This is a genomic window from Chryseobacterium paridis (assembly GCF_016595215.1).
GTDB lineage: Bacteria > Bacteroidota > Bacteroidia > Flavobacteriales > Weeksellaceae > Chryseobacterium > Chryseobacterium paridis.
The window spans coordinates 574869-588020 of the sequence record NZ_JAENHK010000010.1 but is presented as its reverse complement, the minus strand read 5'-3'; the positions used below and the strand labels follow the sequence as shown (position 1 = coordinate 588020).

At 33.9% G+C, this 13152-nt stretch carries 13 protein-coding genes; 8 read left to right on the top strand and 5 right to left on the bottom strand.

Annotated elements, in window-relative coordinates:
* Positions 1 to 526 precede the first annotated feature (526 nt).
* From JHL15_RS12150 to JHL15_RS12125, 6 genes are all read left to right on the top strand, one after another.
* Positions 527 to 1237, top strand: coding sequence for a hypothetical protein (locus JHL15_RS12150; RefSeq protein WP_200246043.1), 711 nt, complete (start codon positions 527 to 529; stop codon positions 1235 to 1237).
* A gap of 10 nt (positions 1238 to 1247) precedes the next feature.
* On the top strand, positions 1248 to 1667 hold the full coding sequence (locus JHL15_RS12145; RefSeq protein WP_200246042.1) for a hypothetical protein: 420 nt from the start codon (positions 1248 to 1250) through the stop codon (positions 1665 to 1667).
* Between the two features lie 243 nt (positions 1668 to 1910).
* Positions 1911 to 2378, top strand: coding sequence for a pyrophosphohydrolase domain-containing protein (locus tag JHL15_RS12140; RefSeq protein ID WP_200246040.1), 468 nt, complete (start codon positions 1911 to 1913; stop codon positions 2376 to 2378).
* Positions 2379 to 2381: 3 nt separating this feature from the next.
* A complete protein-coding gene (locus JHL15_RS12135; RefSeq protein WP_200246037.1) occupies positions 2382 to 2948 on the top strand; it encodes a TlpA family protein disulfide reductase in 567 nt (188 codons plus the stop codon).
* A 3-nt stretch (positions 2949 to 2951) separates the two neighbouring features.
* On the top strand, positions 2952 to 3557 hold the full coding sequence (locus JHL15_RS12130; RefSeq protein WP_200246035.1) for a DUF4230 domain-containing protein: 606 nt from the start codon (positions 2952 to 2954) through the stop codon (positions 3555 to 3557).
* Positions 3558 to 3569: 12 nt separating this feature from the next.
* Positions 3570 to 3755 carry a hypothetical protein gene (locus tag JHL15_RS12125; RefSeq protein WP_200246033.1) on the top strand — a complete coding sequence of 62 codons (186 nt, stop codon included), beginning with the start codon at positions 3570 to 3572 and terminating at the stop codon, positions 3753 to 3755.
* Positions 3756 to 3826: 71 nt separating this feature from the next.
* Here the strand turns inward: JHL15_RS12125 and leuB are convergent, their stop codons facing one another.
* The 4 genes from leuB to JHL15_RS12105 all read right to left on the bottom strand — a co-directional run bounded on the left by leuB (position 3827) and on the right by JHL15_RS12105 (position 8261).
* Complete coding sequence (gene leuB / locus JHL15_RS12120; protein ID WP_200246032.1) at positions 3827 to 4951, bottom strand: 3-isopropylmalate dehydrogenase; 1125 nt, start codon at positions 4949 to 4951, stop codon at positions 3827 to 3829.
* Positions 4941 to 5540, bottom strand: a complete 600-nt coding sequence (gene leuD, locus JHL15_RS12115) for a 3-isopropylmalate dehydratase small subunit (protein WP_200246030.1) — start codon at positions 5538 to 5540, stop codon at positions 4941 to 4943. The genes leuB and leuD overlap by 11 nt, the downstream gene beginning before the upstream one ends.
* 136 nt (positions 5541 to 5676) lie before the next feature.
* Positions 5677 to 7062: a 3-isopropylmalate dehydratase large subunit gene (leuC, locus tag JHL15_RS12110; RefSeq protein WP_200246028.1), complete on the bottom strand. Its 1386-nt coding sequence runs from the start codon at positions 7060 to 7062 to the stop codon at positions 5677 to 5679.
* A 35-nt stretch (positions 7063 to 7097) separates the two neighbouring features.
* The gene (locus JHL15_RS12105) at positions 7098 to 8261 is read right to left on the bottom strand and encodes a 2-isopropylmalate synthase (protein ID WP_200246026.1); all 1164 of its coding nucleotides are present in this window, start codon (positions 8259 to 8261) and stop codon (positions 7098 to 7100) included.
* Between the two features lie 146 nt (positions 8262 to 8407).
* Here JHL15_RS12105 and JHL15_RS12100 point away from each other — a divergent pair, with 146 nt between their 5' ends.
* Positions 8408 to 9952: a hypothetical protein gene (locus JHL15_RS12100; protein WP_200246024.1), complete on the top strand. Its 1545-nt coding sequence runs from the start codon at positions 8408 to 8410 to the stop codon at positions 9950 to 9952.
* 44 nt (positions 9953 to 9996) lie between these two features.
* On the opposite strand, the gene JHL15_RS12095 is transcribed toward JHL15_RS12100, so the two are convergent.
* Positions 9997 to 10965, bottom strand: coding sequence for a dipeptidase (locus JHL15_RS12095; RefSeq protein ID WP_200246022.1), 969 nt, complete (start codon positions 10963 to 10965; stop codon positions 9997 to 9999).
* Positions 10966 to 11170: 205 nt separating this feature from the next.
* On the opposite strand from JHL15_RS12095, the gene thrS reads away from it, so the two are divergent.
* Entirely contained in the window at positions 11171 to 13090 is a 1920-nt protein-coding gene (gene thrS, locus JHL15_RS12090; RefSeq protein WP_200246020.1) for a threonine--tRNA ligase, read from the top strand.
* Positions 13091 to 13152: the final 62 nt, after the last annotated feature.

The following is a 13152-nucleotide window of genomic DNA, read 5'->3' as shown; positions in this document are numbered from 1 at the left end:
TCAAATGTAACAGAGGCTGCTTAGAAATAAGCAGCTTTTTTATGGCATAATTTCAAAGTTTTATACCCGTGAGCTAGAAAGTTTCCAACTCAATAAAACTCTTTTGTTTATTAGTTTGTAAAATTTAAGTAAAAACAAAGAATATTAAATAATTTTTCACAGAAATAGATATTATAAGAATAATTAATTCATCAATAAAACATTATTTATATATAAAATACTATTATTTAACTTTTTTAATTTAAATTTATCACTCAATATTATTCTTAATTGTACTGTTTACTCAATTTGTATTCGAGGGAATTCAAAAGTCGTTGTTGATGATTGTAAAGGCTACTTCTTTTTTAATAGAATCACCTGCCTTGCGTCTTTAAAACAGACTAAGTAAATTTTATCTCAAATACAAGCCAATATCTATTAACCAAACCTCATTTGAAAACCTTAGAAAATTAATGAAATAGAAAATTCCTAAAGAAACCATCATATCAGATAATTCTGACTCAATTTTATATAAAAACTAATTACCATGAAACATTTATTTAAGTACATTTTTATTGTATCAATTTCCCTATTTTCAATTACCTGTAGTTCAGACAGAGATGATGAAATTGATAACACAAACGGTGTCACCCACGTATTTTATAAGAACGCAGATGAGTTTGCTTTAACTTATGATACAGCCGGATTGGTTAATCAGACCATCAGGAATCAGGCTTTTGACTTATACAAGCAAGGAAAGTGGAGCGAGCTGGAAGCTTTATTCAAAGCCAACAACCTGAATGGTGGATGGCCTCCTGCCAACGGTGGATACAATATCGTTGATGATGTTCCCTTTCAAGCGGGACAAAAATTTGACCGATATAGCGGAGCGATTAACTATAATGGAACAGGAATTCCTACTTTAGGAGGAAGCTTTACCAGTCCTATTATCAATGGATATGTTTATACTTTCACACAAAGAGCATTAAATCAACCCGAAAATTCCTATGATTTTTATTATGAGATCGATGTTTTGAATAATTCATTACCTTTCAAATCTCAAATCGCTGATGTAATCCCTTGGTTTAATCAAGCTGGAAATGGTAAACAAACCATGTGGAAAATTCCTATTGATCCCGCAACCGGTTATCAGAAAACATGGAATAAGCTTGCGCAGGAAGGATATGTAAAAATCACCATTAAAAAAAGTCCAAGTGGTCATTACAATAACTTAGTAGGTACAGTTATTCAGCAATAAATCAATTCAAATGTATTCAATATCAAAGAAAATAACCATTAATAAAGAAGCTTCCATAGCAAAGTCTAACTTCATTAATGATGAAATTATTCCATCTGCAGTCACAACATTTACCTGTTGTGACTGCAGTCATGAAAACACTATTGAGATTGTTCCCTATCAATCAGGATTTCCTATTCTTCAAATTTATGAGGATCATAAAGTCCTTTCAAAAAACGAGTTGTTAAGCCATAAAATAGTTACTGAAACTTCCCAGGGAATGTTGCATTATGGAGAATTAACAGTTAATAACTTACCTACCTTATATTTTGGTACCGATTGTTCATCCTGTCATGCAAAATATATTTGCGTATTTAGCTATGGAGAAAAGCAACCGGGATTAACAGCCCTGAATATTTCTGGTGTGTGGAAATATGAAGAATTGGAATAATCAGCTTCTACCGTAATTTCAATTGCTTTAGTTTTTTTAATGCTCGCAGATTTTGCAGATAGCGCAGATTTTTCATGCTTATAAAACACAATCATCTGCTCAATCCGCAAAATCTGCGAGATAATTATAAGAACAGCTTCCTAGAAAATGTAGCTAACCACCCTTCTTCATCAATACATTTTACACCATACATTTTACATTTTACAATTCGTTTTCTATCTTTGCTTTTAAATAAAAAAATTCATGGATAAAATTGATAGTCTGAACCAAGTAGCAGAATTCCATACTACTTTTAAAGCCCCTATTTTAGAAACACCACAAATCCCTTCTCCTGAAAGATGCAATCTTAGAGTTGAGCTTTTACAGGAAGAGCTTAATGAGCTTAAACAAGCAATCGCTGATAATGATATTGTAGAAATTGCAGATGCATTATGTGATTTACAATATGTTTTGAGTGGTGCTGTGCTGGAATTTGGACTTGGCAATAAATTTGTAGAGCTATTCAACGAAGTTCAGCGTTCTAATATGTCGAAAGCTTGCGATAATGAAGAACAGGCACAGGAAACCGTTGAATTTTACAAAGAAAAAGAAGTAGAATCTTTTTATGAAAAATCAGGTGAGAAATTCAATGTTTACAGACAGGCAGATCATAAAGTTTTAAAAAACAAATACTATTCTCCTGCTGATTTAAAAACGATCATCGACCAATAACATATGAAAAAATTTATTACAAATATTGTTGCCGTTTCAGGTTTATTTCTTGCTACCCAACAGTTCAGTGCACAAAAAGTGGTAATGAACCGTGAGGTAGAAACCCAAAAAGATGGTAAAATGCTTTTGGGAAATCAACTTAAAGATCAGTTTTTAAAAGAGCCCTATTCTGATTGGTATGTAAAAGAACATGACGAGTATGCTTTGGATCAAAAGGCAATTGCTGAACTGAAAAAAGCAAAGATTACCTCTTATAATATTACTGTTTTTATGGGAACCTGGTGCGAAGACAGTCATAGAGATTTCCCAAGATTAATGAGAATCTTGGAAGAAGTAAAGTTCCCGGACAATAAACTAACCATCATTGCAGTTAACCGCAAAAAAGAATCTCCATCAGGAGAGGAGGGTCTCTATAATATCCAAAAAGTTCCAACCATTATTGTTGAAAAATATGGGAAAGAGATTGGACGAATGATTGAAATGCCTAAAACAGGTTATGTTGAAAGAGATCTGGTTGATATTTTAAAGAAAGACGACACATCGGTACTTAAGGAAATATTTAAAAAATAAATATTGAAAAATAATAAACTTATATTATCATTTGTAGCAGGAATCATTGTAATGTTATTCCTGTTTTTTGGTCTTAAATCATGCTTTAATTTAGGTGGAAAGACAGAAAAATCAGATTATTATATTCTGACGAATCAGATTTCCAAAATGAATAAAATGGTCGTTCTGGAACAAAACATTTCCAGCATGCAGAAAACAAAGATGGGTTATGAGGTATTGGGAAATGAAGTTTCCAGTAATAGTATTATTACGTATACCAAAACCAATGCTCAGGTTTCTTATGACCTTAATAAAATGAAGATTGAGGTGGATTCTATCAACAAAAAGCTGATCATTCGTGAATTGCCCAGCGCTGATATCAGAATTACACCAAGTGTGGAAATCCAGTCATTGGATGATTCTTTCTTTAACAGAATTTCTGAAAAGGACATCAGAAATGTTACCCAGAAAGCAAAAGAAACGGCTATAAAAGCGATTGATGAAAATAGATTGAGAAATGAAGGCCGTAAACAATTAATGGAAAATCTTAATAATATTTTTGTTTTGGCAAAGGCTTTGAATTATACTATAGATGACAAAACAGGTCAACTAAATATTGTAGGCCTTTAAAAATTTAAAGCTATGAAGAATTCAAAAGACAACTCCAAAAAGAAGGAATCTACAAACGCTGCAGAGTCGAAAAAACAAAATCAGGACTTTCCTGATATTCCTGCATCATCTAAGAAAACCAATCCACCGGATATTGATAAAGAGGATATTGAAAAAGCCTCTAAAAATAAAACGGGAAAAACCGATAATACTAAATAGTAAAATATAAATAGCCTGCCTCAAAAGAAGCAGGCTATTTCAATATAAAAAAAATAAAATCAAACTCTGGGTTATACGATCGTAGATTTTCCGATCTTGATATTCTCAAAATTATAATATGACTTCTCGGAAAACTTAATATAGTCAGCAATAAATCCCCCTACTTCACTCGTAGAATAAGGTTGATCAGCATTGAGATCAACAGTTACATACTTATTCTCAATAGCATATTCCACAGATTCTCTCAACTTATTGGCGGCCTGTTCCAGTTGTAAATGATCCAACATCATTGCTGTACTCAATATGGAGGCAATCGGATTGGCAATTCCTTTTCCTTTTGCCTGCGGATATGATCCATGAATAGGTTCGAATAATGCATTGGTATTACCGATTGATGCTGAAGGAAGCAAACCAATAGACCCTCCGATTACACTAGCTTCATCAGAAATAATATCCCCAAACATATTCTCTGTTACAATAACATCAAACTGTTTCGGATTAAGAATGAGCTGCATAGCGGCGTTATCTACAAACATAAAATCCAACTGAACATCCGGATATTCCTCTGCTACTTCTTTACAGATCTTTCTCCATAATCTGGAAGTATCAAGGACATTCGCTTTATCAATAAGTGTTACTTTCTTTTTCCGTTTTTGCGCTTCCTGAAAAGCCATATGAACGATAGGTACAATATCTTCCCTGCTGTATTTACATACATCATAAGCGTAAGCTCCTTCTTCATCTGTAAATTTTTCACCAAAATAAATCCCACTTACCAATTCTCTGAATATCTGAATATCTGTACCTTCTATGATATCCTTCTTTAAAGGACTCTTTTCTATAAGTGATGAATACGTTTTCAAGGGTCTGATATTGGCAAACAAGCCCAATTCCTTTCGAAGTTTCAGTAATCCCTGTTCAGGTCTTACCTTTGCGTCAGGATTATCATCAAACGATGGATCTCCAATAGCTCCAAAAAGAACAGCATCAGAATCTTTACAGATTTTCAAAGTACTTTCCGGTAGAGGATCACCTGTCTGATAAATAGCTTCAGCCCCCATTAATCCATACATAAATTGGAAATTATAATGAAAAACTTCTCCAATTACCTTTAAAATTTTCACACTTTCATTAACTACCTCAGGACCAATTCCATCCCCAGGAAGCACTGCTATTTTGAAATAATTATTGCTCATATACCTTTTGTGTTTTTAATTCAAATTCTTTTATTGCGTCTTTTTTGCTTATCAGGAAATCAATATCATCATATCCATTAATAAGACAAATCTTTTTGTAAGAATCCAGTTCAAAATGTTCAGTTTTACCTTCGAAGCTGATGGTCTGTTTCTCTACATCAATTGTAATTTCCTTTTCAGGATTTTCTGTGATATCAGCTAAAATCTCTTTTAAAAGCTCTTCAGAGACTTTTACAGGCAGAAGTCCATTATTTAAAGCATTACCCTTGAAGATATCTGCAAAATAGCTTGATACAATCACTTTGAAACCATAATCAGTTAGAGACCATGCAGCATGCTCACGGCTACTTCCACATCCGAAATTATTGCCTGCCACTAAAATTTCACCACTGTATTGAGGTTTATTCAATATAAAATCAGCGTTGGGTTGATCAGTATGAACATCATATCTCCAATCTCTGAACAGATTATTTCCAAATCCTTTTTTGTCTATACTTTTCAGAAACCTGGCAGGAATGATCTGATCAGTATCTATATTTTCCACAGGCAACGGAATTGCACTGGATTTTATAATAGTTAGCTTTTGCATTGTTTAAAATATTCTAAATGAAAGATGATTTTTAATTTTATGGATTTTAAAAAACTGCTTTTGAGAGTATGATGATTCAGTCCTTACAAAAGCAGCAATCTTTAACATCCCCTATTTGTATTTTATGTCTTTATTTTTAATTCAAATTTTCAAAGACCGTAATCCGCCCTTCTACCGCTACTTTGGCGGCTGTCAGAGGACTTGCTAGAATAGTCCTTGAACCCTGACCTTGTCTTCCTTCAAAATTTCTATTCGAAGTTGAAACGCAATATTCGCCTTCAGGGATCTTGTCGTCATTCATTGCAAGACAAGCTGAACATCCCGGCTGTCTGATCTGAAATCCTGCTTCATTAAAAATCTTATCCAATCCTTCTTCATAAATTTGTTTTACAACTAGCTGAGAACCGGGAACAATTAACGCCTTAACGTTTTGTGATTTATTCTTTCCCTTAATATATTGTGCTGCAGAACGAAAATCTTCGATTCTTGCATTGGTACAGCTCCCTATAAATACATAATTTACTTCAATATCAGAAGGAGACTGCCCGGCTTTCAAGCCCATATACTGCAATGCCTTTTCTTCTGATTCATTTTGAGGTACAGGAATTACATCATCTAATGGGATTCCCATTCCCGGATTGGTTCCATACGTAATCATCGGTCTTATTTCTGAGGCATCGAATGTAAATTCGGCATCAAAAACAGCATCTTCGTCAGTTGGAAGAGTTTTCCAATACGCCAGTTTTTCTTCCCATTCTTCTCCTTTTGGAGCAAAAGGTTTTCCTTTTACATATTCAAAAGTAGTTTCGTCAGGTGCTATCATTCCTCCTCTGGCTCCCATTTCAATGCTCATATTACAAACGGTCATCCTTCCTTCCATGGACATTTCTTCAAAAACAGATCCTGCATATTCACAGAAATACCCTGTTCCTCCATTGGTTCCCACTTTTGAAATGATATAAAGAATAACATCCTTTGGTTGAACATTGTTCTGAAGTTTTCCATTTACGGTAATCCTCATTGATTTAGGCTTATTAAGCAAGAGACACTGACTCGCAAAAACCTGTGCCACCTGACTTGTACCAATTCCAAAGGCTATTGTTCCAAAAGCACCATGGGTAGAAGTATGGCTATCTCCGCAAACAATGCTCATTCCAGGTTGTGTAACCCCTAATTCCGGAGCTATGATGTGGACAATCCCTTGATAATGGTGACCTAAACCATATAGTTCAATATTATTTTTCTTGCAATTTGCGGTCAATTGCTCAACCTGATTTCTTGATGATTCATCGCGGATTGGCAACTCCTGACTTAATGTTGGAACATTGTGATCTGCAGTTGCAACAATTTGATTTGGCCTGAATATTTCAAGGTTTCTGGATTCCAGTTCAGCAAAAGCCTGTGGGCTTGTTACTTCATGAATCAGATGTTTATCGATATAGATAATTTGCGGTCCATCAGGAATAGTCTCCACAACATGAGCATCCCAAACCTTATCAAAAAGTGTTTTATTATTGTTCATTTTTAGTTTGATTTTTTTTAGAAAATGGATGATCCTTAGCTTATTTTTCTGGTTAATGCCGTCATCATGAGTGTAAGGTCATCGTTATCTACTTCTTTTTTACCGTCTGCTACTTTTAAAAATTCTCCATATAAAAAATCAAGTTCGTTTTTAGTAACATCAAATCCTATGTGCTTGAAACGATAAGCAAGAGCTGAACGACCACTTCTGGCCGTAAGAATGATTGAAGATTCATTGACTCCAACATCTTCAGGATTCATAATTTCATAGGTTTCTCTGTTTTTAATAACACCATCCTGATGGATCCCTGAACTATGAGCAAAAGCATTAGCACCAATGATTGCTTTATTCGGCTGAACCGGCATTCCCATTAGATCTGAGACCAGAGAACTCATTGTATTCAGCATTTTAGAATTAACATTGGTATGTAAATTAAGATCTTTATGTTGGCGTAAAATCATGACGACTTCTTCCAATGCCGTATTTCCTGCTCTTTCCCCCAATCCATTTATTGTACACTCTATTTGTCTTGCCCCATTAATAGCTCCCGCAATAGAATTTGCAGTTGCCAATCCCAGATCATTGTGGCAGTGGCACGATAAAATAGCTTTCTCAATTCCTCTTACATTTTCCTTTAAATACTTAATCTTTTGTCCATATTCCTCAGGTAAACAATATCCAGTGGTATCAGGTATGTTTAGAACTGTAGCTCCTGCTTTAATAACTGCTTCACACACTCTTGCTAAAAACTCATTGTCCGTTCTTCCTGCATCTTCTGCATAAAATTCTACATCTTCTACAAAACTTTTGGCGTATTTTACGGCATCTATTGCTCTTTCAATAATATCTTCCCTGGTAGAATTGAATTTATATTTAATGTGAGAATCTGAAGTTCCTATCCCTGTATGGATTCTTGGTCTTTTTGCATATTTCAATGCCTCTGCAGCAATTTCTATATCTTTTTTATTTGCCCTTGTCAATCCACACACTTTTGCATTTTTCACCAGTTTTGAAATTTCAGAAACAGAATGAAAATCTCCCGGACTTGATACCGGAAAACCGGCTTCAATTACGTCAATCCCTAGCTTATCAAGCCTTTCGGCTATAATTAATTTTTGTTCTGTATTCAGCTTACATCCGGGAACCTGTTCACCATCGCGTAATGTAGTATCAAAAATTTCAATTTTTTCGGAATTCATAATGAAGTTTTTACTTAATTTTGACTCAAAACTAAGACTTGCATATTTTTTTTATTTTTAATTTCTATAAAAATTACAATACTCAAATAATAAAAACACAAGCGTAATAGTTTGACATTCAAATATTTAAATTATTAAATTTTACAATGGCAGAATTGCAGAAAGACTTCTTATTTGTACTCATTAAATCATTAACAACTTCTGAAAAGAGACAGTTTAAACTTTACGTTAATCGTTTGGGAATTAATGTAGATGCTAAATTTCTGTTGCTTTTTTCAGAACTCGATAAAATGAATGAATATAATGAGTCCATTATTATAGAGAAAAAGATTTCTACTAAACAGCAGCTCTCGAATCTTAAAGCCCACCTTTATAAACAGATTTTGGTAAGTCTCCGGATGAACCCAAGTCATCAGAATTATAGGATTCAGCTTCGTGAGCAATTGGATTTTGCCAATATCCTCTATCAGAAAGGACTTTATAAGCAGGCATTAAAGATATTAGATAAAACCAAACAGTCGGCATTAGAATTAGATGAAAAAAGTATTGCATCAGAAATTATCGATCTTGAAAAAGTAATAGAATCCCAGTTCATCACCCGAAGTATAGATGGTAGAGCCGAAGAACTGATCAATGAATCTAAAGCCATTAGCAAGCAAAATCAATACACCACAGAATTATCTAACCTCTCACTGAAATTATACAGCGAAATGCTTACGCATGGATATGTCAAAAACGATGTGGACCGGGAAGAAGTATTAGAAATTTTTAATTCCCAGATTAAAAATATACAACCCTCTAAACTTAATTTTACCGAAAAATTATGGTATTACAAAGCTCATGTCTGGAAGAATCAGCTTTTGCAGGATTATAAATATACCTTGAAATATGCTTATCAATGGGTAGAATTATTTCATCAGAAACCTGAAATGATCTTTAGTCATCCTGTCTGGTATATTAAAGGAAATACCTACTTATTAAAGATTCTTTTTCTCTATGGCAATATTGATATTTTAGAGAACCAATTTGAAATTTTTAATAAAACTGTTTATTCACCTAGTTTTGCCCAAAATGAAAATTTACAAGCACTTATATTCCTTACCTACTCTAATACTTTAATGAATATTCATTTTGTAAAAGGAGAGTTTTTCAGTGGTACTAAGCTTATTCCTGAAATAGAAATGAAGATGGAAAAGCTTAGAGACAAAATCGATGAGCATCATTTTATGATCTTATATCTTAAAATGGCAGCGATGTTTTTCGGAAGCAAAAAATATAACGAATCCATGCGCTATTCTATGAAGATCATTGAATCTAAAGGAAATGTACAGGAAGATCTGCTATTTCATACAAGGATTCTGATCCTGATGTCAAAGCATGAGTCCGGAAATGATGAAGATTATGATGATTTTATAAAGGCTACATTAAAATTTGCAATGAAAATGAAAAAGCCGGAAGAGTTTCATTTTGAAAGTATTGAGTTCTTTAAAAACCTGAACAATCTGGTATTGGATGAAAGGCAAAAAGCATTTGAAGCATTCGATCAAAAACTTGAACAATACGAAAACAATGAATATTACAGAAGATCATTATTTTATATTGATATCCATGGCTGGATACAGTCGAAGGTTCAACATGTGGACGTCATCGAAATTATCAAGAAAAAGGTGAAGTACAAAAGACTGAAATAATGACAAAAGGTGGCTTCGAGAGCCTCAGCCACCTTCTTATTATTCTATAATCTATTTATAAAATCCAATGCGTTTTTATGGCTGATCTTCTCCATAATATCAACCGAAAAATCCTTTTCAAATCTACTGTTAATGGAATTAAACGCTGACGCATCATCATATCCCTCAAAGAAAATAGGTAAGCGTGATTTATCAGGATAATCTTTGCAGTAATAGAAATCTGCACCATAGGCAATAGCATCCTCTGCTCCTAAATCCAATCCATATTGAATATGCTCATATAACTTCTCTGGATTTTTTTCATCTACACAGTTCCTTATAAAATTAAGTCCTATTAAACCTTTTCTTTTAATAATCTCCTTCGCAAGTTCGTCAGGAAGATTTCTGTTTTTCTCATAAATACTCCGATAGTTGGAATGACTAGCCAGAATAGGGATTTTGTAATTCTTTTGATCGATATAATTAAGGATTCCATAAGCCAGTTGATCGCTTGTGTGCGAAAAGTCAATGGCAATTCTCTTGTCTGAAAGATAATCGATTAAAACCTTTCCATCATCTTTCAACCCTGCTTCAGAATTATTTCCACCCCCAAAACGGTTTTCAGTATGATGGGTAATTCCTATATAAAAAACTTTCTCAACATTATCAATAATGGTTTCCAGATTTTTAAAGCCAGCATCCAAATGAGAATCCTCTTCACAAAATGACGAAGCATTTTCTATAGAAGCAAGCACTCCTACCCTGTTTGGATCATCCATGTCCTTTTTATTCTGTGTGTCAAACAGAAAGAAATCATCAGTGTTTAATAATCCTTTAAATAACTCACTTTGTTTTAGACCTTCATTTATACTGTTCTTTTCAGTGGCAGTATAAATAGCCATAACCTGGAGCTTCACATTTCCCTCTTTTAAATAAGGGAGGGAACAACCTAATTGTTTATCATCAGTCTTTGCACCAGGTCGCAGTAAATAATAAAGCAGATCGCAATGCAAATCGATATTGAACTTATTCATGAGCTAATTTTTAATTTTTTTTAATGAATATTATTTAAAATAAAGAAGTCTTCTTTTGATAAAAAGGGATCATGAAAAATAAAACAAATAAAATCCTTAATATGTTTTTCATTAATTTGAATTATTTCTTTATTCAAATATACGTTAATATACTATTTTAAATAAAAAATGCGTATTTTTGCATCTTAAAATTTCATAGTAAACAATGATAAAAATTACACTTCCAGACAATAGTGTCAAAGAATTCGAGGGAGAAGTAACTTCTCTAGATGTGGCAAAATCTATAAGCGAAGGATTGGCTAGAAATACCATTTCCGCAATTGTTAACGGCAAACAAGTAGAGATTACCACACCTATAACGACGGATTCTACGGTACAATTATTGACATGGAATGATGATCTTGGAAAGAAAGCTTTTTGGCATTCTTCTGCCCACCTTCTGGCGCAGGCGATCTTAGAATTTTATCCTGATGCTAAACTTACTATCGGCCCTGCCATAGAAAATGGATTTTATTATGACGTAGATTTTGGAGACGAGAGTTTATCTGAAAAGGATTTTGAGAAGATTGAAAAGAAAGTATTGGAAAATGCAAAAAAAGGTTCTACTTTCTCATTATACCCTGTTTCCAAAGAAGAGGCTTTAAAAACATATGCAGATAATCCATACAAAGTAGAATTGATCTCTAATCTTAATGATGGAGAAATTACTTTTGTAACTCATGATAACTTCACAGACTTATGTCGTGGAGGACATATTCCGAATACAGGAATTGTAAAAGCTGTAAAAATATTGAATGCAGCCGGAGCATACTGGAGAGGTGATGAAAAAAATCCTCAGTTAACAAGAGTATATGGTATCTCTTTCCCTAAACAGAAAGAACTTACTGAATATCTTGAAAGATTAGAAGAAGCAAAAAGAAGAGATCATAGAAAGCTTGGGAAGGAATTAGGAATTTTTGCATTCTCTGAAAAAGTGGGTGCCGGACTTCCATTATGGCTTCCAAAAGGTACTGCATTAAGAAGAAAATTAGAAAACTTCCTAAGTGATGCTCAGAAAAAAGGAGGTTATGAGTTTGTAATGTCCCCTCACATCGGTTCAAAAGAACTGTATGTAACTTCAGGACACTGGGATAAATATGGTGCAGACAGTTTTCAGCCAATAAAAACACCCAATGAAGGTGAAGAGTTTTTATTGAAACCTATGAACTGCCCTCACCACTGTGAAATCTATAAGACTTCGCAATGGAGTTATAGAGATCTTCCAAAAAGATATGCAGAATTCGGAACTGTGTACAGATATGAGCAAAGTGGAGAACTTCATGGACTAACAAGAGTACGTGGATTTACTCAGGATGATGCTCACTTATTCTGTACTCCGGATCAGCTTTTAGAAGAATTCGAGAAAGTAATCGATTTAACGTTGTATGTTTTTAAATCATTAGGATTTGAAGATTTTGTAACTCAGGTTTCTTTAAGAGATCCTGAAAACAAACAAAAATATATCGGCTCTGATGAGAACTGGGAGAAAGCGGAAAACGCGATCATCAGTGCAGCAGAGAAAAAAGGATTAAAAACAGTAATTGAATACGGTGAAGCCGCATTTTATGGTCCTAAACTGGATTTCATGGTTAAAGATGCCTTAGGAAGAAAATGGCAACTAGGAACCATCCAGGTGGATTATAATTTACCAGAAAGATTTGATCTTCATTATATCGGAAACGACAATGAAAAGCACAGACCGGTAATGATCCACAGAGCGCCATTCGGTTCTATGGAGCGTTTTATCGCCATTTTATTAGAAAATACTGCAGGTGATTTCCCATTATGGTTGAGCCCTGATCAGTTTATAATTCTACCGATAAGTGAAAAATATGTAGATTATTCAAAAAAAGTTTCACAATTTTTGGAAAATCACGATATTAGCGGTCTGATTGATGATAGAAATGAGAAGACAGGAAGAAAGATCCGCGATGCTGAAATGAAGAAGATTCCTTTCATGCTTGTAGTGGGTGAGAATGAAGAAAACGAAGGAACAATTTCTGTAAGAAGACGTGGAGAAGGAGATCTTGGCGTAATGAAGATGGAAGATTTCGTCAATTATTTTAAAAAAGAAGCAGCTATATAAGAAAGCTGTCAATAGAAAGTTAACCAATAAAATTTAAGACAATAGCACAAAGATTTAACAAC

Coding starts and splice junctions, on each gene's coding strand:
- JHL15_RS12150 (WP_200246043.1), top strand. CDS start 527: ATGAAACATTTATTTAAGTACATTTTTATTGTATCAATTTCCCTATTT.
- JHL15_RS12145 (WP_200246042.1), top strand. CDS start 1,248: ATGTATTCAATATCAAAGAAAATAACCATTAATAAAGAAGCTTCCATA.
- JHL15_RS12140 (WP_200246040.1), top strand. CDS start 1,911: ATGGATAAAATTGATAGTCTGAACCAAGTAGCAGAATTCCATACTACT.
- JHL15_RS12135 (WP_200246037.1), top strand. CDS start 2,382: ATGAAAAAATTTATTACAAATATTGTTGCCGTTTCAGGTTTATTTCTT.
- JHL15_RS12125 (WP_200246033.1), top strand. CDS start 3,570: ATGAAGAATTCAAAAGACAACTCCAAAAAGAAGGAATCTACAAACGCT.
- leuB (WP_200246032.1), bottom strand. CDS start 4,951: ATGAGCAATAATTATTTCAAAATAGCAGTGCTTCCTGGGGATGGAATT.
- leuD (WP_200246030.1), bottom strand. CDS start 5,540: ATGCAAAAGCTAACTATTATAAAATCCAGTGCAATTCCGTTGCCTGTG.
- leuC (WP_200246028.1), bottom strand. CDS start 7,062: ATGAACAATAATAAAACACTTTTTGATAAGGTTTGGGATGCTCATGTT.
- JHL15_RS12105 (WP_200246026.1), bottom strand. CDS start 8,261: ATGAATTCCGAAAAAATTGAAATTTTTGATACTACATTACGCGATGGT.
- JHL15_RS12100 (WP_200246024.1), top strand. CDS start 8,408: ATGGCAGAATTGCAGAAAGACTTCTTATTTGTACTCATTAAATCATTA.
- JHL15_RS12095 (WP_200246022.1), bottom strand. CDS start 10,965: ATGAATAAGTTCAATATCGATTTGCATTGCGATCTGCTTTATTATTTA.
- thrS (WP_200246020.1), top strand. CDS start 11,171: ATGATAAAAATTACACTTCCAGACAATAGTGTCAAAGAATTCGAGGGA.